Below are 21,113 nucleotides of genomic sequence, written 5' to 3' on the forward strand. Positions count from 1 at the left end.
GTCTCAGCTCCCCCTGTAAGTCGAATAGCCGTAGGGCGAGACGAGCAGCGGCACATGATAGTGCACGGCATCCGCCATGCCGAAGCGGATCGGCACGGTGTCGAGGAAGGCCGGCTCGGGCAGTTTCGTTCCCTGGCGCCGCAGATAGTCGCCAGCGGCGAACACAAGCTCGTATTCGCCGGTCTGGAAATCCGCGTCGGCCAAAAGCGGTGCGTCGCAACGGCCATCGGCGTTGGTGGCGACCGTCTTCAGATGCGTCCTGGCCGGGCCATCGATCCGGTAGAGCGCGATCGACAATCCCGCCGCGGGCTTGCCGGTTGCCGTATCCAGGACATGGGTCGTCAGACGCCCGCCATCGATTTTCGACGTTTCTGCCATTGTCCGCCTCCCATTCCAATACGAACAAACCGGCCGGTACAGCCAAACATTGCTGATGAATTGTGCGCCAATTAAAGGCGATGCATAAGTCCCGGTCGAGCGGAGTGCGACAAAAACACTTTCAAAAATTTTCGGGGGAATGCGAGAAGCACCCTTTCGATATCCTGATCATACTTCGGGCGATGCCCCGTGGGAGGGACGATGCGTTACACCAGAGACATGCGCGGCTACGGAGCCAATCCGCCGGATCCCAAATGGCCCGGTGGCGCGCATGTGGCCGTGCAATTTGTCGTCAATTACGAAGAAGGCGGCGAGAACTGCGTCCTGCATGGCGACAAGGCTTCGGAAGCCTTCCTGTCGGAAATCGTCGGCGCGGCTCCCTGGGCGGGCCAACGCCATTGGAACATGGAATCGATCTACGAATATGGGGCGCGGGCAGGCTTCTGGCGGCTGCTTCGCCTGTTCACCGAGGCCGAGGTGCCAGTGACCTGTTACGGCGTCGCCACGGCACTCGCCCGCTCGCCCGATCAGGTGACGGCGATGCAGGATGCCGGCTGGGAGATCGCCTCGCACGGACTGAAATGGATCGACTACCGCGACCACAGCGCCGAGGACGAGCGCCGCGACCTCAAGGAGGCGATCCGGCTGCACTACGAAGTGACAGGCGCGCGCCCGACGGGCTGGTACACCGGCCGGACGTCGGTCAACACCGTGCGGCTGGTGGCGGAGGAAGGCGGCTTCGACTACGTCTCAGACACTTATGACGACGAACTGCCCTACTGGTTCGCGGATGAGGGGACCGACAGGCCACAGCTCATCATCCCCTACACGCTCGATGCCAACGACATGCGCTTCGCCACGCCGCAGGGCTTCAACTCGGGCGACCAGTTCTTCGCCTATCTGAAGGACAGTTTCGACACGCTCTATGCCGAAGGCAAGGCTGGGCGGCCGCGCATGATGAATATCGGCCTGCACTGTCGCCTCGTCGGGCGGCCGGGGCGGGTGGCGGCGCTGAAGCGCTTCGTCGACTATGTGAAGTCGCACGACAAGGTCTGGCTGGCGCGGCGTATCGACATCGCCAGGCATTGGCGCGAGACCCATCCATACAAGCAGCCGGTGCTGCGCCCTTCGAGGATGGAATTCGAGGCCTTCGTGCATGCTTTCGGCGGCGTTTTCGAACATTCGCCGTGGATAGCCGAGCGCGCCTACGAGCTGGAACTTGGCCCGGCGCACGACAGCGCCGGCGGCCTGCACAATGCGCTCTGCCGCGTTTTCCGCGCCGCAAGCGAAACGGAGCGGCTCGGCGTGCTCAACGCCCATCCCGACCTTGCCGGCAAGCTGGCAAGGGCCAGGCGGCTGACGGCTGAATCGGCCAGGGAACAGGCTTCGGCCGGCCTCGATGAGCTGACCGACAAGGAGCGCGAGCTGTTTTCCAAGCTCAATGCCGCCTACGTCACCACCTTCGGTTTCCCGTTCATCATCGCGGTGAAGGGTAAGACCAGGCAAGAAATCCTGGCGGAGTTCGAAAGGCGCATCGGCAACAGCCGCGGCGTCGAATTCGAGACCGCCTGCAAACAGGTCGAGCGCATCGCGCTCTTCCGCCTCAAGGACATGCTTCCGCAATAGGTTTGAACCCATGGATACGATCAGGATGCCCGAGCGAACCTATTATGCTCCACATGGCGGCCATTCCGGCCAGAGTGAGCTTCTGACCGGCCGCGCCGTCTTCACCGAGGCCTATGCCGTCATCCCCAAGGGCGTGATGCAGGACATCGTCACCAGCGCCCTGCCATTCTGGGACAAGACCCGCGTCTGGATATTGTCGAGGCCGCTGTCGGGCTTTGCCGAGACGTTTTCGCAGTACATCGTCGAGATCGCGCCCGGCGGTGGCAGCGACCGGCCGGAACCCGATGCCGGCGCCGAGGGCGCCTTGTTCGTGGTCGAAGGCGAACTGACCGTCCTGCTTGCCGGCGAAAGACATGTCTTGCGGCCGGGCGGCTTCGCCTTCCTGCCGCCGTCGAGCGGCTGGACTGTTCGCAACGAAAGCAATGCGGCTGTCCGCTTTCACTGGATACGCAAGGCTTATGAGTCCGTCAGCGGCCTCGAGGTCCCGCAAGCCTTCTTCACCAACGAGCAGGACATCGGGCCGACGCCGATGCCCGGTACCGACGGCCGTTGGGCGACGACGCGCTTCGTCGATCCGGCCGACATGCGCCATGACATGCACATGACCATCGTCACCCTCGAACCGGGCGCGGTCATTCCCTTTGCCGAGACCCATGTCATGGAGCACGGGCTCTATGTCCTGGAAGGCAAGGCCGTCTACCGGCTCAACCAGGACTGGGTCGAGGTGGAGGCCGGCGACTATATGTGGCTGCGCGCCTTCTGTCCGCAGGCCTGCTATGCCGGCGGACCGGGAAAATTCCGCTATCTGCTCTACAAGGACGTCAACCGGCACGCCAAACTCGGCAGTGCCGGGATCGCAGGGCGTGCGCCGTGACCCGCATCGTCGCGCGGCCGCTGACCCGCGAGGGCTTTGCCCCGTTCGGCGATGTCATCGACATGGGCGGCGACAACCACTACCCGATCAATGGCGGCAAGGCCGAGCGCTACCATGATCTGGCGACCGCCGAGGCCGTGGGGCCGAATGCGCGCGTGCTGATCTCGATGGTGCGCGGCACGCCTTACGAATTGCCGCTGGCGCTGACCATGGTCGAGCGTCACCCGCTCGGCAGCCAGGCCTTTGTCCCGCTGTCGCCACGACCGTTCCTGGTCGTCGTCTGCCATGACGGCAAGGACGGTCCGGCCGAGCCGCATGCCTTCATCACCAAGCCAGGGCAAGGCATCAATTATTCACGCAATCTATGGCACGGCGTACTGACGCCATTGGGTGAGCCCCAGGATTTCCTGATCGTCGACCGTGGCGGCGACGGCTCCAATCTCGAAGAATTCCATTTTTCGCACGCCTACGAGATTCATCTCCCCGACGAGATCCTTTGATGACCGACATTTCGCTGATCGACCGCCTGCTCGACGTCATCGAGCACGACATCGTGCCGAAGACGCAGGAAGGCGTCGCCCATGGCAACAAGCTGTTCGGCGCGGCGATCCTGAAGAAAGGCGACCGCTCGCTGGTGCTGGCCGAAACCAACAACGAGATCGAAAACCCGCTCTGGCATGGCGAAGTGCACTGCCTGAAACGCTTCTACGAAATGCCCAAAGCCGAACGTGTCGACACCAAGGAGGCCATCTTCCTGGCCACGCACGAGCCCTGTTCGCTCTGCCTGTCGGCGATCACCTGGACCGGTTTCGACAATTTCTACTATCTGTTCAGCCACGAGGATTCGCGCGACAGTTTTGCCATCCCGCACGATCTGAAAATCCTGAAAGAGGTCTTCACCCTCGATCCCGGCGGTTACAATGCCGAGAACGCCTATTGGAAGAGCTTTTCGATCCGCAAGCTGGTGCGGGCGCTGCCCGAGGCGGAACGCGGGCGGCTGGAGGCGCGCATCGGCAAGATTGCAGCACTTTATGAAGCGCTCTCTGGCGACTACCAGGCGAACAAGGCCGAGAACGACATTCCGCTGAACTGAGGGCACCAAGCAGCGGCACAGGTCGCATATTCCGCTGCTCCAGTCGCGAATGGCGATTGAAACTTGCCGCGCCGCGAGGCGTTATGCGCGCCATGAAAACCGTCACCGAGTTTCCCCGCAAGGTCGTCGAATTCCCTGATATGGACATCGTCATGCCGGATGGCTGCCGGCTGTCGGCGCGGGTGTGGATGCCGGAAGATGCCGGCGACGATCCGGTGCCTGTCATCCTCGAGCACCTGCCCTACCGCAAGCGCGACGGCACCATCTTTCGCGACCAGCTGACGCATCCCTATTTCGCCGGCCACGGCTATGCCTCGATCCGTGTCGACATGCGCGGCAATGGCGATTCCGAAGGGCTGATGGACGACGAATATTCCGAGCAGGAATTGCAGGATGCCTGCGACGTCATCGCCTGGGCGGCCGCCCAACCCTGGTGCAACGGCAATGTCGGCATGATGGGCATTTCCTGGGGCGGCTTCAACTGCCTGCAGGTGGCAGCCATGCAGCCGCCGGCGCTCAAGGCGGTGATCAGCCTGTGCTCGACCGTTGATCGCTATGCCGACGACATCCACTACAAGGGCGGCTGCCTGCTACTGGAAAATTTCGGCTGGGCCTCGACAATGCTGTCCTATTCGTCACGGCCGCCGGACCCGCTGCTGGCGGGCGACAACAGATGGCGCGACCTGTGGCTCAGCCGACTGGAGAACCAGTCGTTCCTTTTGCCGCTCTGGCTTGGCCACCAGCACCGCGACGCCTACTGGAAACGCGGCTCGATCTGCGAGGATTTCTCCGCCGTCAAGGCCGCGGTGCTGTCGATCGGCGGCTGGCATGACGGCTACCGCAACACCATCTCGCATCTCGTCGCCAACATCGAGGCGCCGGTCAAAGGCATCGTCGGCCCCTGGATCCACAAATACCCGCATTATGCCGGGCCCCAGCCGGCAATCGGCTTCCTGCAGGAAGCGCTACGCTGGTGGGACCGCTGGCTAAAGGGCGTCGAGACCGGCGTCGAGGCCGACCCGGCCTACCGCGCCTATGTGATGGACAGCGTGCGGCCAGCGCGCTGGCATCCGGAACGGCCGGGCCGCTGGGTGGCGGAGCGGCAGTGGCCTTCGCCCGACATCAAGACGCGAACGATCGAATTGATCCCGGCGGGCGGTAAATCCGTCACCATCGCTTCGCCGCAAAGCTGTGGGCTGGCCGGCGGTGAGTATTTCCCGTTCACCTTCGGCCCGGAATTGCCGGGCGACCAGCGTCCCGACGACGCGCTGTCGGTGTGTTTCGACCAGCCGGAACTCGCCGAGGCGATCGACGTCGTCGGCGCACCGGAAGTCGACGTCCGGTTATCCTGCGACCGCCCGCAGGCCAACATCGCGGTGCGGCTTTGCGACGTGCATCCCGATGGCGCCTCCGAACTGATCTCCTATGGCGTGCTCAACCTGACGCATCGCCTCTCGCACGAATTCCCGCAAGCGCTTGTCCCCGGCGAGAGCGTTTCGGCACGCGTCGTGCTCGACCAGTGCGCCTATCGCGTGCCGGCCGGCCACCATTTGCGCATAGCCGTCTCGAACGCCTATTGGCCCATGATCTGGCCCTCGCCGGAGCCGGTCCGCCTGAGCCTGTCGGCGGCGACGCTGAAGCTGCCGCTGCGCCCGCTGGCGACGGGCGACGAGGTCACGTTCGCCGCGCCGGAGGCTGCTTCCCCCTGGGCAACCGAGACGATCCGCCCGGCCAATTCGGAACGCCGCGTCGACCGCGACGAGAAGACCGGCATCGTCACGCTTTCCATAGAAGACGATTTCGGCGAGGTGCGCGATCTTGCACATGGCCTGGCGAACGGCAGCATCGCCCGCGAGACCTGGACGATCCATCCGGACGATCCGTTGTCGGCTGGGGGACGGACGCATTGGACGCAAACCCTGTCGCGAAGCGGATGGTCGGTGCGCACCGAAACATCGGCCGAAATACGCTCGGACGCCAAAAACTTCATCGTAAGCGCCCGAATTGAAGCTTACGAAGGCGAAAAACTCGTCTTCGAACGCGATTTTGAACAGGCGGTTCCGCGCTCGCTTGTTTGAGCGGCAAGGCATTGGTCCAATTGCGACGTGCCATTTACGCCACGGCATGTCGCATTCGGTCTTGCTTACCGCTTTCCCTTGCGGTCATTATTCCCCTCACAAGAAACAAGAAAACGATCACTAAGGTCGAACCAACAGAGTGAGGAACTCAAAATGTCAAACGAACTGGAATTCCTTAGCCGACGCGTCGCCTCAGGCAAGCTCAGCCGTCGGGATTTTCTCGGCCGGGCGGCAGCGCTCGGCGTCACCGCGACCTTCGCCAACTCACTGCTTTCGAGCGCGGCGCGCGCAGCCGGCCCGGTCAAGGGCGGCACGCTCAAGGCAGGCCTGGTTGGCGGCGAGTCCACCAACAGCCTGGATCCAGCCCTGTTCATGACGCAGGTGCCGTTCGCCTTCGGCAAGATGTGGGGCGAACTGATCGTCGAGCTTTCCCCCGAGGGCAAGCTCGAGAACCGCATCGCCGAGGAGATCGGCTCGTCCGACGATGCCAAGGTCTGGACACTGAAGATCCGCGACGGCGTCGAATTCCACAATGGCAAGACGGTGACCGCCGAAGACGTCGCCGCCACGCTCGAGCGTCATTCGGACGAGAAGTCGAAGTCCGGCGCGCTCGGCTACATGAAAGGCATCGAAAGCATCAAGGCCAGCGGCAAGGAAGTGGTGCTGACGCTGAAGGAGGCCAATGCCGATCTGCCCTACCTGCTCAGCGACTACCACCTGATCGTCCAGCCCAATGGCGGCAAGGACAAGGCCGATGCCGGCATCTCGGCGGGCCCTTACAAGGTCACCACCAACGAGCCCGGCGTGCGCCATGGCGGCGAGCGCTTCGCCAATTACTGGCAGGGCGACAAGATGGGCCATGCCGACCAGATCGAGATCATCGTCATCAACGACGCTACGGCCCGTACGGCCGCCCTGCAGGGCGGCCAGGTCAACATGGTCAACCGCGTCGAGCCGAAGATCGTCGACCTGATCAAACGCGTGCCGGGCGTCACCATCCGCAACCATGCGGGACCGGGCCACTACGTCTTCATCATGCACTGCAATACGGCGCCGTTCGACAACAACGACCTCAGGATGGCGCTGAAGCTGGCGATCGACCGCGAAGAAATGCTGAAGAAGGTGCTGCGCGGTTACGGTTCGCTCGGCAATGATTTCCCGATCAATGCCGCCTACCCGCTGTTCACCGAGATCGAGCAGCGCACATACGATCCGGACAAGGCCAAGTTCCACTACAAGAAGTCGGGGCATGACGGCGCGGTGCTGCTCAGGACCTCCGACGTCGCCTTTCCCGGCGCCGTCGACGCGTCCCAGCTTTTCCAGCAGAGCGCGGCCAAGGCCGGCATCCAGATCGAGCTCAAGCGCGAGCCGGGCGACGGCTACTGGAACGAGGTCTGGAACAAGCAGCCCTTCTGCGCCTCCTATTGGGGCGGACGCTCGACCCAGGACCAGATGTACTCGACCGCCTACCTGTCGACCGCCGACTGGAACGACACGCGTTTCAAGCGCCCGGATTTCGACAAGATGGTGCTGGCGGCGCGCGCCGAGCTGGACGAGGCCAAGCGCAAGGCGATGTATCACGACATGGCCGTCATGGTGCGCGACGAAGGCGGCCTGATCCTGCCGATGTTCAACCAGTTCATCGACGCCACCGGCGCCAAGGTGGGCGGCTGGGTGGACGATCCGCACCAGGAGTTGATGAATGGCTATGCCCTGGCAAAGTGCTGGCTCGAAGCCTGAGCCGGCCTTGCCCAGATGTCCTCACCCATCGTGAAACTGGTGGCCCAGCGCGTCGCGCTGGGCATCCTCCTTTTGTTGGCCGTCTCGGTCCTGATCTTCGCCGGCACACAGATCCTGCCCGGCGACGTCGCGCAAGCCATCCTAGGGCAGTCGGCGACACCGGAATCGCTCGCCAATCTGCGTGAGCAGCTTGGGCTCAACGATCCGGCCTATATCAGGTATTTCCGCTGGCTCGGCGGCGTTTTGACCGGCGATCTCGGGACCGCCATGTCGAGCGGACAGGATATCGCAACATCGATCAAGGGCCGGCTGTGGAACACGCTTTTCCTCGCCTTCTGGGCGGCGATCGTGGCCATTCCACTGGCCATAACGCTTGGCCTGATCGCGGTGCGCTACCGCAACGGCTGGGTCGACAAGCTGATCTCGGGACTGGCGCTCGCCTCGACCTCCTTCCCGGAATTCTTCATCGGCTACTTGCTGGTCTTCTACTTCGCGGTTCAGCATCAGTGGTTCCCCGCCATCTCGACCGTCTATGACGGCATGCCTTTCGGTGAACGCATGCAGGCGATCGCGCTGCCGGCGGCGGCGCTGACGCTGGTGGTGCTTGCCCATATGATGCGCATGACGCGCGCTGCGATCCTAAACGTCATGCAATCGGCCTATGTGGAGACCGCCGAGCTCAAGGGGCTCTCGGCTTTCGCGGTCATCCGCAAACATGCCTTCCCGAACGCCATCGCGCCGATCATCAACGTCGTCATGCTCAACCTCGCCTATCTGATCGTCGGCGTGGTCGTGGTCGAAGTGATCTTCGTCTATCCCGGCATGGGGCAGTATCTGGTCGATCACGTCACCAAGCGCGACGTGCCGGTGGTGCAGGCGGTCGGACTGATCTTCGCCGCCGTCTATATCGGCCTCAACATCATCGCTGACATAGCGGCAATCGTCGCCAATCCGCGCCTGAGGCATCCCAAATGAAGAGGGCGGGCATGCTCGACATCAAACGCATCCCCGTGCCCGCGCTGGTCGGCCTGGTGCTGACGGCCCTGTTCGTGCTGGCGGCCATCTTCGCGCCGTGGCTTGCGCCGCACGGCAATGGCGAGATCGTCGGCGACGTCTGGGAGCCCATGTCGGCGGCGCACTGGCTGGGCACCGACAACCTTGGCCGCGATCTGCTGTCGCGCATGATCTATGGTGCGCGCATCACCCTTTTCATCGCAGTGCTCGCCACGGCGTTGTCCTTCTCGCTTGGCGCCATTCTCGGCTTTTCGGCGGCGGTGTTCGGCGGCTGGTTCGACACGCTGCTGTCGCGCCTCGTCGATCTTCTGATGTCGATCCCGACGCTGATCATGGGCCTTGTCGTGCTCTCGGTGCTGCCGACAAACCTGGTGACGCTGATCCTGGTGATGGGCATTCTCGACTCGACCCGCGTCTACCGCCTGTCGCGCGCGGTGGCCGTCGACATCAACGTCATGGACTATGTCGAAGCCGCCAAGCTGCGCGGCGAAGGCAGCACCTGGATCATCTTCCGCGAGATCCTGCCCAATGCGCTGTCGCCGCTGGTCTCGGAACTCGGCCTGCGCTTCATCTATGCCGTGCTGTTCCTGTCGACGCTCTCCTTTCTTGGCCTCGGCGTACAGCCGCCGGATGCCGACTGGGGCGGCATGGTCAAGGAAAACAAGGACGGCATCGTCTTCGGCATTGCCGCGGCGCTCATACCGGCGGCCGCGATCGCGGCGCTTGCGATCTCGGTCAATCTCGTCGCCGACTGGGTGCTCAACCGCACGACAAGCCTGAAAGGAGGACGCGGATGATGGCCGACAGCAAAGCGAAATCCAGCCCGCTCCTCGATATCCGCAACCTGCGCATCGAAGCCATGGTCTACCCACCGGGCGAAGCGCCAAAGACCATCACGCTCGTCCACGACGTCTCGCTGACCCTGGAAAAGGGCAAGGTGCTCGGCCTGATCGGCGAATCCGGTGCCGGCAAGTCGACCATCGGCCTGTCTTCGATGGGTTATGGGCGCGGCGGCGTGCGCATCACCGGCGGCGAGGTGCTCCTCAACGGCCGCGACATCCTCAAGGGCGGCAAGGAAGGTTTCCGCAGGCTGCGCGGCCGCGAGGTCTGCTATGTCGCGCAGTCGGCGGCAGCGGCGTTCAACCCGGCGCACAGGCTGATGGACCAGGTTGTCGAAGCCACCCTCCTGCACGGCAGGGCGACGCGCGCGGAGGCCGAGAAACGCGCCGTCGCGCTGTTCAAGAAGCTGAGCCTGCCCAATCCCGAAACCATCGGCGAGCGTTTCCCGCACCAGGTCTCCGGAGGCCAGCTGCAGCGTGTGATGACGGCGATGGCGCTGTGCTCGGAACCGGACCTGATCGTCTTCGACGAGCCGACGACGGCGCTCGACGTGACGACGCAGATCGACGTGCTGTCGGCGATCAAGGACGCCATCCGCGACACGCATGTGGCCGCGCTCTACATCACCCACGACCTCGCCGTCGTCGCCCAGGTTTCGGACGAGATCATGGTGCTGCGCCACGGCCGTCTGGTCGAATGGGGCGGCACCCGCCAGATCATCAAGGAACCGCGCCAGGAGTACACCAACGCTTTGGTGTCAGTGCACGAGATCGAACACGCCGAGCAGAAACCCGGCGTCTCGCCATTCCTGTCCGTGAAGAACGTCACCGCCGCTTATGGCGGCGGTCATGTCAAGGTGCTGAAGAACGTCTCCGTCGATATCTATCCCGGCCAGACGCTGGCGGTGGTCGGCGAGTCCGGCTCCGGCAAGTCGACGCTGGCGCGCGCCATCACAGGGCTCCTGCCGCCCGAACAGGGCACGGTGACCTTCGACGGGCGCCCGCTTGCCAACCGGCTTGCCGACCGGCCGAAGGAGGATCTGCGGCAGCTGCAGATGATTTACCAGATGGCCGACGTGGCCATGAACCCGCGCCAGACCGTCGGCACCATCATCGGCCGGCCGCTGGAGTTCTATTTCGGCATGCGGGGACGTGAGCGCGACCGGCGCGTCGCCGAATTGCTCGACGAGATCGAGATGGGCAAAGGCTTCCTCGACCGCTATCCGGCGGAGCTGTCGGGCGGCCAGAAGCAGCGCGTCTGCATCGCCCGCTCGCTCGCCGCCAAACCGAAGCTGATCATCTGCGACGAGGTGACCTCGGCGCTCGACCCGCTGGTGGCCAACGGCATTCTCAAGCTTTTGTTGAACCTGCAGCAGCACGAGAAGGTCGCATATCTCTTCATTACCCACGACCTTGCGACGGTAAGGTCGATCGCCGATTCGATCGCGGTGATGTATCGCGGCGAGGTGGTCCGTTACGGTTCCAAAAGCAAGGTGCTCACACCGCCTTTCGATGCCTATACCGACCTCCTGCTGTCCTCGGTTCCGGAAATGGAGATCGGCTGGCTGGAAAAGGCGATCAAGGGGCGACGCATGGCGAGCGCCGGGAACTAGCCAGCGGTTCGCCAGTCAAGGAGATGACGAACGTCATCCGGATGCAACACTGGAGGGCCAGACGTCCTTCGGACGGCATCGCCTGTGTGCGGTTGTTTCAAAAAGGGGTAGGACATGAAGACTGAACTCGACCATCTCGCTGAACTCGCCGGCCAAGGCCGGATATCGCGGCGTGACTTTCTCGGGCGCACCGCGGCGCTGGGCATGTCGGCGGCGCTGGCAACGACGCTGGCCGGGAAAGCCTTCGCGCAGACGCCGGTCAAGGGCGGCATTCTCAAGGCCGGCCTGCAGGGCGGCGAATCGACCAACAGCCTCGATCCGGCGCTGAACCTCAGCCAGGTCACCTTCAGCTTCGGCAAGCAGTGGGGCGAATATCTGGTTCGCCTCACCCCCGACAACAGGTTGGTCAACCTGATCGCCGAGGACATCGGCGCTTCCCCGGATGCCAAGACCTGGACGATCAAGATCCGCGACGGCATCGAGTTCCACAATGGCAAGACGGTCGGCGCGGAGGATGTCGCGGCCACCATCGAGCGCCACGCCGACGAGAAGTCGAAGTCGGGCGCACTCGGCATTCTCAAGAACATCAAGGGCATCAAGGCCAACGGCAAGGAGGTCGTCGTCACGCTTGCCGACGCCGATGCCGACTTCCCCTATCTGATGGCCGACTATCATCTCGTCATCCAGCCCAATGGCGGCAAGGACGATCCGAACGCGGGCATCAGCGCCGGCCCCTATAAGGTGACCGTCAACCAGCCCGGCGTGCGCCATGGCGGCGAGCGCTTCGCCAATTACTGGCAGGGCGACAAGGCGGGCCATGCCGACCAGGTCGAGATCGTCGTCATCAACGATGCGACGGCGCGGCTGGCGGCCCTGCAAGGCGGCCAGGTGCACATGATCAATCGCGTCGAGCCGAAGGTGGTCGATCTCGTCAAGCGCATCCCCGGCGTCAGCATCGAGAACGTTTCGGGCAAGGGCTATTACCCGTTCAACATGTTCTGCGACACCGCGCCCTTCGACAACGGCGATCTCAGGATGGCGCTCAAGCTCGCCATGGACCGCGACGAGATGCTGGAAAAGATCCTGCGCGGCTACGGTTCGGTCGGCAATGACTTCCCGATCAACGAGGCCTATCCGCTGTTTTCGGCCATCGAACAGCGCAAGTTCGACCCGGAAAAGGCTGCAGCGCTCTACAAGAAGTCGGGCCACAGCGGCTCGATCCTGCTGCGCACCTCCGACGTCGCCTTCCCCGGGGCCGTCGATGCGGCACAGCTCTATCAGCAGAGTGCCGCCAAGGCCGGCATCAAGATCGAGATCAAGCGCGAGCCTGGCGACGGCTATTGGTCGGAGGTCTGGAACAAGCAGCCTTTCTCGCTGTCTTACTGGGGCGGGCGTGCCACGCAGGACCAGATGTATTCCACCGGCTATGTGTCGAACGCCGACTGGAACGACACGCGTTTCAAGCGGCCCGAGTTCGACAAGATGCTGTTTGCAGCGCGCGGCGAGCTCGACCAGGACAAGCGCAAGGCGATCTATCACGACATGGCCGTGCTGATGCGCGACGAAGGCGGATTGATCGTGCCTTTCTTCAACCAGTTCATCGACGCCGCCACCAACAAGATCGGCGGCTTCGCCAAGAGCCCGATCGGCGAGATGATGGACGGCTACGCGCTCGCCGAATGCTGGCTGAACGCCTGACATCAAGTTCCTGCCGAGCACGCCGCGTGTCCGTGCGACACGCGGCGTGCTCGTTCCCCCCACAATCGCATGGAGCAGCTCGTGGCGCTCAAGACCAAACTGTTGCTGATCATCCTCGACGGCGTGCCTTACCGGAACTGGCGCCGGCTGATGGGCAACCTCGAAGGCTGGGTGCAGTCGGGCGAAGCGCGGGTATGGAGGATGCGCTCGGTGCTGCCGTCGACCTCGGCCTGCTGTTATGCTTCGATCCACACCGGGGTGCCGCCGCAGGCGCATGGCATTCTTTCCAACGAGAACCGCTTCCGCGTCAGCCAGCCCGACATCTTCTCGGAGGTCACCGGGGCCGGGGGAATAACCGGCGCGGTCACCCACTCCTACTGGTCGGAGTTCTTCCGTTCCTACCCGTTCGACCTCGTCGAGGACATGGAGTATGACGAGCCGGGCGGGCCGATCACGCATGGCCGCTTCCACACCATGACCGGCTACAACGCGCGCAACCAGATGACGCCGAGCGACGTCGACCTGTTCGCCACGCTGACCATGCTGAGCAGCCGCCACGGCATCGATTACGGCATCCTGCACACTTGCACGCTGGACTCGATGGGCCACCGTTTCGGCCATGACTGTCACGAGATGGACCATGCGTGCTACGCGATGGACGGCATGCTGGCCGCTTTCCTGCCGCGCTGGCGCGACGCCGGCTATGAAGTGATCGTCACCGCCGATCACGGCCAGACCGACCGCGGCCACCATGGCGGCCATGATGAGGAGATGCAGGATTTCGCGCTGTATTATTTCGGCGCCGGCAAGGGACCGGATGCCGACACACTGCTCGACCAGCTGCAGCTGGCGCCGACGGTTCTAAGCCGACTGGGGGTGTCGGTGCCGGCGACGATGAAGGCGAAGCCTTTCCTGAGCTAGCTTCCCCTTCACCCACTGGCAAGGCTCATCTTCTTCGGTTAGCCTCCGCAAATTCCTTGGCGGAGGATGAACCTTTTTGAGCCGATCAGCGACAGAGCAGGCAGGAGCCAGGCGGCTCGATCGGTCATGACCGGCGCGATGGAGACCGATCGCGCGCTTGTCGAGCGGGTCGCGAAGGGCGACCGGGCCGCCGTGCGGCTCCTGTTCATGCGCCACCACGCGCGGATATACCGCTTCGTGGCGCGCCAGACGGGATCGGAAATGATGGCTGACGACATCGCGAACGAGGTGTTCCTCGAACTGTGGCGCCAGGCGCCGGGTTTCGAGGGACGTTCCGAAGTCTCGACATGGCTGCTCGGCATCGCCCGCTTCAAGGCGCTGTCCCTGTTGCGCAAGAAAAAGGAAGACTGGATCGACGACGAGGCCGCAGCCGCGGTGCCCGACGGCGCCGATACGCCCGAGATCGTTGCCATGAAGGAGGACAAGAGCACTGCCTTGCGCCGCTTCATCGATGCCTTGCCGCGCGAGCATCGCGTGGTCATCGATCTCGCCTATTATCAGGGGCAATCGGTGACCGAGATCGGCGAGGTGCTCGACATCCCGGTCGCGACCGTCAAGACCCGCATGTTTTATGCCCGCAAGAAACTCGGCGAAGCCCTCAAGGCCGCCGGTTACGACAGGGGGTGGCCATGAGCGCCGCTGAAAAGATGTCGCGCCGCGACGAAATGGAAACGTTGCTGCCGTTCTACCTGAACGGTTCGCTGGAAGGCTCGGAACTGGAGGCCGTCGAGGAATGGCTGGCCAGCGATCCGACGGCGATGGCCGCCCTTGGCGAGGCGGAGGCTGAATTCTCCAGCACCGCGGCCGCCAATGAGGCGATCCGTCCGCCGGCCGATGCGCTGAGCCGCTTTTCCAGGGCGCTCGATGCCGAGGCTGGCCCGGCGCGCGCCGCCGCCGGTTCGTCCTGGCTGGCGCAGGCCTGGAGCCGCTTCATGGCGCTGCCGGTCGGCGTCGCCTGGGCGGCGGCCGCGGCTCTGCTGGCGCTGGTCATGGTGCAGTCGTTCGTGCAGCCCGGCGGCAAGGGCGGCAATTTCGAGATCGCGGGCGCGCAGGACGAGATGGCGAAGATGCCGTTCGCCCTGGTCAAGTTCAGGCCCGACGCGAAAATGTCCGACATCGCCGCCTTTCTCGGCAGCAGCGGACTGAAGATCCTGGACGGACCGACCGCCGAGGGCGTGTTCCGGCTCGGCATTCCGGCCGCCAACGCGGCCGACTACACCAGGCAACTCGGCCTTGTTGCCGCCCAGCCTTTCACCGACACCGTGATCGAGGGAAGGAAACCGGCCGATGGCGGCTGAGGCGGTCATTCGATTTGCGGCAATCCTTGCGGCGGCGATGACGATCGCCATCGGGCCTGCGTCGGCGCAGGGCAACGACGCCAATGCCGACCGAAAGATCGACTGCCGCGACGGCACCGATGCGGCAGGCGCCGACTGTGGCAAGGACGGCGGCGACAGCGGCAGCGCGGCCGGTGCCGTGTTTCTTCCCGCCCTGATCGTCGACCTGTTCCCCAATCCGGCCGCTCCCGCGGCACCGGTGCCGACGCCACGGCCGGACCCGGCGGCGCCGCCCGCCGGCACGCAGGCCGGACCGCCTTCGGGCGGGCCGATCGTCTCGCCAAGCGATCTCATCGCCGTTCAGCCGCCACGCGCCGTGGCCGGCGATTTCGTGCCCGACGAGGTGCTGGTGACCGTCGATGGCGATGCGGGCGCCGTGCAGCAGATCGCCGCTTCCTTCGGCCTCGATGTGCGCTCGCAGCGGCAATCATTTTTGCTCGGCACCACGCTTGTGCGCTTCGGCATTCCCGACCGCCGCCCCGTCGGCGTGGTGCTGGCGCAGCTTGCCGCCGACAGCCGCACGCAGCGGCGTGAGCCCAACCATATCTATTCGCTTCAGCAGGCGGCGGGCATCGTCAACTATGCGTTCGAGCGCATCGCGCTGGAACCCAGCCAGGCGAGCGGCGAGAACGTCCGCGTCGCGGTAATCGATACCGGCATCGACGACACCAATCCGACGCTGGCCGGGGTCATCGCCGGCCAGTTCGACGCCATGCCCGACGTGCCGGTCGAAAAGCGCGACCACGGCACTTCGGTCGATGGGCTGATCGCCGGCGTCGGCGCGCTCAAGGGCATGGCGCCCGGCGCCAGGATCTATCACGCACGTGCCTTCGAAGGCGGCAAGTCGACAATGGACGTCATCCTTGCTGCGCTCGACTGGGCGGCCGAGCAGGACGTGCGCATCATCAATATGAGTTTCGTCGGTCCGAAGAACGACCTGCTCGGCATCGCCTGCCGCAATGCACGCGCGCTCGGCATGGTTCTTGTCGCCGCCGCCGGCAACAACGGGCCCAAGGCGCCCTATGGCTACCCGGCCGCCTTCGACGGCGTCATCGCGGTGACCGCCACCGACGCCAGGGATGGGCTAATGCCGCAGGCCAATCGCGGCGCCTATGTCTTCATCTCGGCGCCGGGCGTCGAGATGGTGGCGCCGAGCGGAGCCGGCTCGGATGTCGTCACCGGCACATCGTTCGCCGCCGCGATCGTCTCGGGCGCCATTGCCAATCTCATCCACGCCGCGCCGGACCGCTCGGCCGACGCCATCGAAAAGGCGCTGGCCGCAACGGCCCGGGATCTCGGTTCGAAAGGGCGGGACGATGACTTCGGCTACGGGCTGCTGGACATCAAGGCCGCCGAGACGGCGAAGGAATGATCCTTGGCAACATGCTCCTAAATTCAGTCGGCTATTTGCGATGGCCGAGACGGGACGAATGCTGGACTAAACATCTAGAGGGCCGGACCCAACCGAACGGCGCTTCCATCATAGAAGCGTGACAGCCGAAAGCGGCTGAGATCATGCCCACTCGCGTTACCCTGAATCAGGTCGGAAACGACGCGACCGATTCCAGGTCCGATACCGAAGCCGTGACCACTCATTCCCGTGGCCACGAAAAGACCGACGACTGCCCGGGCGTGATCCACGACGGGGACGACATCGGGCATGGCGTCAATCATGCCTCCCCAGCCTGCCTTCAAGCGAACTGTTTCGAACTGTGGAAAAAGGCGTCTGAAATTGCGCTCTACAGAACGGAGGCCGGAGCGTTCAGCGGCCGGGTTGAGCACCCGCATTCTTTCGAAAGGACTCTGGGAATCCGGGGTCCAATCGCGCGGGGTCGACCAGCTATCAGGGTAACCCGATGGAGCGCACGGAAAGTAGCGGGTTCCGAGCGGATTGGCCATGAGGGCGGGAAGATACTTGGTGGCGTGCCGGAATGCGTCAGGTCCCAGGTAAAGCAAATTACTGCCTCCCGGGGCGAGCGTGTATCCGCCATCCTGTCGGCGCCTGAAAGCGATGTGTTCGTCCGCTGCCGCACCTGCATAGATTTCAGGCATAGGCTCCGTTGCGGCTACGGTTACCCTGACGCTGAGTTGGGGGATGGAGACGCCGTGTCTTCTCAGGAACAGCGACGACCAGGCGCCGCCCGCGACCAGTACGCTGGAGGTTTCAATGTATCCCGCCTCGGTCCACACTCCTCTGATCCTGCCAGCTGAGATTTCGAGGGTTCGCGCTGCGCAATTCTCTATGATCTTGGCGCCTTTTCGGACGGCAAGACGAGCAAGCGCAGGCACCGCCAACCAAGGCTCCGCACGCATGTCGGAGGGCGTCGTCATCGCGCCCTTGAACTTGCGCGACATGCCCTTGATGAGTTTCGCGGTTTCGTCTGCGTCCAGGAGGCGAGTGTCGAGCCCATGGATCGCGGCGATCTTCATGAATTCTTCGAAACCGGCCATGTCCTTGTCGGAGTTCGCCAGATAGGTCACACCTGTCTGGTCCAGCCCGATGTCTTCGCCGCATTCCTCAGCCAGTTGCCGCCATAGGCGAAAAGCCTCGATGACAATTGGCAGTTCATCTGCGTCGCGCCCCTGCTTTCGAATCCAGCCCCAATTTCGGGACGATTGTTCGGCCGCAACGCGGCCTTTTTCCAGCAGCGTGACCGGAATGTTCCGCTCCGCCAGGAAAAGAGCCGTCGTTACGCCGATAATGCCGCCACCAATGATGACCACCTCCGAACGCTTCGGCGGTGGGCCAGGATGTTGGATTGGATCCATTTCGGAGAACGGGAATATGGGCAAGTGGGCATCCAGGAGGGCTGGTTGATGGCTTCGGCTTACTGGTTGCCACCCTCTAAAAGCCAAAGCAAGCGCGGTGCAGGCAGACCACTATCCATGACACTGCAATCGATCTTCCGGCAACGCCCGCAAGCGGTCGAACTCGGCCCCTCGGAGCGATTGGCTCTAACCCTAGGCAGGCGCTCCGGCAACCGACCCCCTGATCACCAGGTCGACCGGCCAGACCTCGCCGCGCGGGCCCTCTTCCAGGCCCGATATCCGTGCGGCCAGACGCTCGGCGATGCGGGCGCCGGCGAGCCGGATCGAGGAGCGCGTCGTCGACAGCGGTACGGAGAAATTCTCCGGCTTCAGCCATGGGAAGACGTCGTCATGTGCAATTAATGAGATGTCGCCGGGGATGCTCAGGCCGAGGTCGCGCACGGCGCGCACGACGCCGAGCGCCATGATCAGGCTGGAGCAGGCGATCGCGGTCGGCGCGCCGTCCTGTTCGAGCAGGCGCCGGGCGGCGCGATAGCCGTTCTCCTCGGTCATGGCAACGGAGCAGACATGGCGGTCGCCCAAGGTCAGGCCGCTCGCGGCGAGCGCCCGGCGCACGCCTCGCTCGCGATGCACGGCGAAGGTTTCGCGGTCATCGCCATTAATCAGCGCCAGCCGCCGGTGGCCGAGCTGGACGAGCAGTCGCGCCGCCTCGTGAAAGGCGCCCTCATTGTCGATGTCGAGATAGGGATAGTCGAAATCGAAACCTTCGCTGCGGCCATGGATGATGAAGGGTATACCGAGCGTGTTGACCAGCGCCACACGCCGATCGGCCGGCGTCGGCGAGGAGATGTAGACGGCGTCGACCTGGCGGTTGGCGACGATGCGCCGGTAAGTCGTCTCCTGGTCGTCGGCGTCGGCGGGAGACAGCACCAGGTCGAGCTCGTGCGAGCGCGCATAGTCGCCAAGACCGGACAGGAATTCGACGAAGTGCGGGTCGATGTCGACGGCAGCACCCGTCGGCAAGACATAGCCGATCATGCCGGACTTGCCGGTCGCAAGCCGGCGTGCGCTCGGATTGGGGCGATAGCCATGGCGCTTGGCGGCGTCCATGACGCGCCGGCGCGTCTCTTCGTTGACCTCGGGATAGCCGTTCAGCGCCCGGCTTACCGTGGTCTGCGAAAGCGCCAGCATGTGCGCGAGTTGCTTCAGGTTCACGAGAGGTCTCCATGCCTCAAAGCGCTTTTAAATTGAATCGACCCAAGCCCTGCGGCAGGCCCGTCATATCATGGCGACCATAGGCAGGCTTGGTGCAGGTTTGAAACATAAATTGCTGCTGCACTGCCAAAAAAGCATGCTGCAGCGCGATTTTCCAGGCGCCAGACTCCGGAATTAAATCGATTAAGTTAGCACGCCTCTTGACTTCTGGACGATTCAATGGCGAGATCGAAATAGCCAAAGCGCTTTGGAAGACTCTTCGAAAGGTTGCGGTTCCTTTCCGACTGAGTCACAGTCCTGCGGCGTCGGCGGGCGGAATGGAGGTTCCGTCCGGTGTTTGTGACCCACTGGGAGGGAATACCGATGAAGAAAATGCTTTTGCTGGGCGCCGCGCTTGCCGTGCTCGCCCTCGGCGCGCCCGCGCAGGCCGAACTGAAATTCAAGCCGGGCGACGACAAGCGTTTCAACTGGGCAAACTACGAAGAGCTCAAGAAAGTCGACCTCAAGGGGGAGACCCTGTCGATCTTCGGGCCATGGCGCGGCGAGGACGAGACCCTGGTGCGCGGCGTACTCGATTATTTCTCGGAAGCCACCGGCGCCGAGATCAAATATTCCTCCTCGGAAAATTACGAGCAGCAGATCGTCATCGACACGCAGGCCGGCAGCCCGCCCAACATCGCCGTTCTGCCGCAACCCGGCCTGATCCAGGACCTTGCTTCCAAGGGTCTCTTGACGCCGCTCGGCGACGATACCGCCAAATGGGTCAAGGACAATTACGGCGCCGGCCAGTCATGGGTCGACCTCGGCACCTTCAAGGACAAGGACGGTAAGCCGGGCTTCTTCGCCTTCCCCTACAAGGCCGACGTGAAGTCGCTGGTCTGGTACTCGCCGGACAATTTCGAGGAAGCCGGCTACAAGGTGCCGAAGACGCAGGAAGAACTCGCCGATCTCGAGAAGAAGATTATCGCCGACGGCGGCACGCCGTGGTGCATCGGGCTCGGCTCGGGCGGCGCCACCGGCTGGCCGGCGACGGACTGGGTGGAAGACCTGATGCTGCGCACGCAGTCTCCGGAAACCTACGACAAATGGGTCAAGAACGAGATCCCCTTCAACGACCCGGCCGTGGTCAATGCAATCGACATCTTCGGCAAGATCGCGACCGACGACAAGATGGTCGATGGCGGCGCCAAGGCGGTCGCGGCGACCGATTTCCGCGACAGCCCCAAGGGCCTCTTCGCGGTGCCGCCGAAATGCTACCTGCACCATCAGGCGTCGTTCATCCCGACTTTCTTCCCGGAAGGCACGAAAATCGGCCAGGACGCGGACTTCTTCTACTTTCCGCCCTATGCGTCCAAGCCCGAACTCGGCACTCCCGTGCTCGGCGCCGGAACGCTGGCGATGATCACCAAGGACTCGAAGGCCGCCCGCGCGTTCATCGAATTCCTTAAGATGCCGCTGGCCCATGAGATCTGGATGGCCGAAGGCGGTTTCGTGACGCCGTTCAAGGCGGTCAACAAGGATGCCTATGCCAGCGATGCGCTGCGCAAGCAGGGCGAGATCCTGGCCAATGCCTCGACTTTCCGTTTCGACGGGTCGGACTTGATGCCGGGCAAGATCGGCGCCGGCGCCTTCTGGACCGGCATGATCGACCTGGTCGGCGGCAAGTCGGCGCAGGACGTCGCCACCGACATCCAGAAGAGCTGGGACGCGATCAAGTAAGAGCCGCACCCGCGGAGGCCTAGGCTTCCACCTCCCGAGCGGATCCGGGCCAGTTGGCCCGGATCCGACCGGCCCCATCGCAACATCCCAGCCCGGCCAACCGGGACGGGTCAGATCCAGTCGTGACAGCGTAGACATT

19 protein-coding genes are annotated in these 21,113 nt (G+C 63.7%); 15 read left to right on the forward strand and 4 right to left on the reverse strand.

Annotation, left to right across the window (positions count from 1 at the left end; all coding sequences use genetic code 11):
* Positions 1-3 precede the first annotated feature (3 nt).
* Positions 4-378, reverse strand: a complete 375-nt coding sequence (uraH, locus tag FJ426_RS28720) for a hydroxyisourate hydrolase (protein ID WP_140501174.1) — start codon at positions 376-378, stop codon at positions 4-6.
* Positions 379-579: 201 nt separating this feature from the next.
* Here uraH and puuE point away from each other — a divergent pair, with 201 nt between their 5' ends.
* From puuE to FJ426_RS28790, 14 genes are all read left to right on the forward strand, one after another.
* Positions 580-2,004 (forward strand): allantoinase PuuE, encoded by a 1,425-nt coding sequence (puuE, locus tag FJ426_RS28725; RefSeq protein WP_140559796.1) that lies wholly within the window; start codon positions 580-582, stop codon positions 2,002-2,004.
* A gap of 10 nt (positions 2,005-2,014) precedes the next feature.
* Complete coding sequence (locus FJ426_RS28730; protein ID WP_140501178.1) at positions 2,015-2,878, forward strand: bifunctional allantoicase/(S)-ureidoglycine aminohydrolase; 864 nt, start codon at positions 2,015-2,017, stop codon at positions 2,876-2,878.
* Complete coding sequence (locus FJ426_RS28735) at positions 2,875-3,378, forward strand: ureidoglycolate lyase (RefSeq protein WP_140501180.1); 504 nt, start codon at positions 2,875-2,877, stop codon at positions 3,376-3,378. The genes FJ426_RS28730 and FJ426_RS28735 overlap by 4 nt, the downstream gene beginning before the upstream one ends.
* Positions 3,378-3,971, forward strand: a complete 594-nt coding sequence (locus tag FJ426_RS28740) for a nucleoside deaminase (RefSeq protein ID WP_140559797.1) — start codon at positions 3,378-3,380, stop codon at positions 3,969-3,971. The genes FJ426_RS28735 and FJ426_RS28740 overlap by 1 nt, the downstream gene beginning before the upstream one ends.
* 92 nt (positions 3,972-4,063) lie before the next feature.
* Positions 4,064-6,049 (forward strand): CocE/NonD family hydrolase, encoded by a 1,986-nt coding sequence (locus FJ426_RS28745; protein WP_140559798.1) that lies wholly within the window; start codon positions 4,064-4,066, stop codon positions 6,047-6,049.
* Positions 6,050-6,202: 153 nt separating this feature from the next.
* A complete protein-coding gene (locus tag FJ426_RS28750) occupies positions 6,203-7,789 on the forward strand; it encodes an ABC transporter substrate-binding protein (protein WP_140512805.1) in 1,587 nt (528 codons plus the stop codon).
* 15 nt (positions 7,790-7,804) lie between these two features.
* On the forward strand, positions 7,805-8,764 hold the full coding sequence (locus tag FJ426_RS28755) for an ABC transporter permease (protein WP_140512803.1): 960 nt from the start codon (positions 7,805-7,807) through the stop codon (positions 8,762-8,764).
* 11 nt (positions 8,765-8,775) lie between these two features.
* Positions 8,776-9,600, forward strand: coding sequence for an ABC transporter permease (locus FJ426_RS28760; RefSeq protein ID WP_140501190.1), 825 nt, complete (start codon positions 8,776-8,778; stop codon positions 9,598-9,600).
* Positions 9,600-11,255, forward strand: a complete 1,656-nt coding sequence (locus tag FJ426_RS28765) for an ABC transporter ATP-binding protein (RefSeq protein ID WP_140501254.1) — start codon at positions 9,600-9,602, stop codon at positions 11,253-11,255. The genes FJ426_RS28760 and FJ426_RS28765 overlap by 1 nt, the downstream gene beginning before the upstream one ends.
* 114 nt (positions 11,256-11,369) lie before the next feature.
* Entirely contained in the window at positions 11,370-12,953 is a 1,584-nt protein-coding gene (locus tag FJ426_RS28770; RefSeq protein ID WP_140558767.1) for an ABC transporter substrate-binding protein, read from the forward strand.
* Positions 12,954-13,034: 81 nt separating this feature from the next.
* Positions 13,035-13,874: an alkaline phosphatase family protein gene (locus FJ426_RS28775; protein WP_140558768.1), complete on the forward strand. Its 840-nt coding sequence runs from the start codon at positions 13,035-13,037 to the stop codon at positions 13,872-13,874.
* Between the two features lie 126 nt (positions 13,875-14,000).
* The gene (locus FJ426_RS28780) at positions 14,001-14,567 is read left to right on the forward strand and encodes a sigma-70 family RNA polymerase sigma factor (protein ID WP_140512795.1); all 567 of its coding nucleotides are present in this window, start codon (positions 14,001-14,003) and stop codon (positions 14,565-14,567) included.
* Positions 14,564-15,232 carry an anti-sigma factor gene (locus tag FJ426_RS28785; protein ID WP_140501198.1) on the forward strand — a complete coding sequence of 223 codons (669 nt, stop codon included), beginning with the start codon at positions 14,564-14,566 and terminating at the stop codon, positions 15,230-15,232. The genes FJ426_RS28780 and FJ426_RS28785 overlap by 4 nt, the downstream gene beginning before the upstream one ends.
* Entirely contained in the window at positions 15,222-16,643 is a 1,422-nt protein-coding gene (locus tag FJ426_RS28790) for a S8 family serine peptidase (RefSeq protein ID WP_140525608.1), read from the forward strand. The genes FJ426_RS28785 and FJ426_RS28790 overlap by 11 nt, the downstream gene beginning before the upstream one ends.
* A gap of 74 nt (positions 16,644-16,717) precedes the next feature.
* Here FJ426_RS28790 and FJ426_RS28795 read toward each other — a convergent pair whose 3' ends face one another.
* The 3 genes from FJ426_RS28795 to FJ426_RS28805 all read right to left on the reverse strand — a co-directional run bounded on the left by FJ426_RS28795 (position 16,718) and on the right by FJ426_RS28805 (position 19,496).
* The gene (locus FJ426_RS28795; RefSeq protein WP_140501202.1) at positions 16,718-18,064 is read right to left on the reverse strand and encodes an FAD-binding oxidoreductase; all 1,347 of its coding nucleotides are present in this window, start codon (positions 18,062-18,064) and stop codon (positions 16,718-16,720) included.
* 168 nt (positions 18,065-18,232) lie between these two features.
* On the reverse strand, positions 18,233-19,255 hold the full coding sequence (locus FJ426_RS28800; RefSeq protein WP_140501204.1) for a substrate-binding domain-containing protein: 1,023 nt from the start codon (positions 19,253-19,255) through the stop codon (positions 18,233-18,235).
* A 16-nt stretch (positions 19,256-19,271) separates the two neighbouring features.
* On the reverse strand, positions 19,272-19,496 hold the full coding sequence (locus tag FJ426_RS28805; protein ID WP_140501206.1) for a hypothetical protein: 225 nt from the start codon (positions 19,494-19,496) through the stop codon (positions 19,272-19,274).
* Positions 19,497-19,618: 122 nt separating this feature from the next.
* Between FJ426_RS28805 and FJ426_RS28810 the strand changes: the two genes are divergently transcribed.
* A complete protein-coding gene (locus tag FJ426_RS28810) occupies positions 19,619-20,974 on the forward strand; it encodes an ABC transporter substrate-binding protein (RefSeq protein WP_140501208.1) in 1,356 nt (451 codons plus the stop codon).
* The last annotated feature ends 139 nt before the right edge of the window (positions 20,975-21,113 follow it).

The sequence above is a fragment of the Mesorhizobium sp. B2-6-4 genome, assembly GCF_006441495.1.
In the GTDB taxonomy this organism is placed as follows: Bacteria; Pseudomonadota; Alphaproteobacteria; order Rhizobiales; family Rhizobiaceae; genus Mesorhizobium.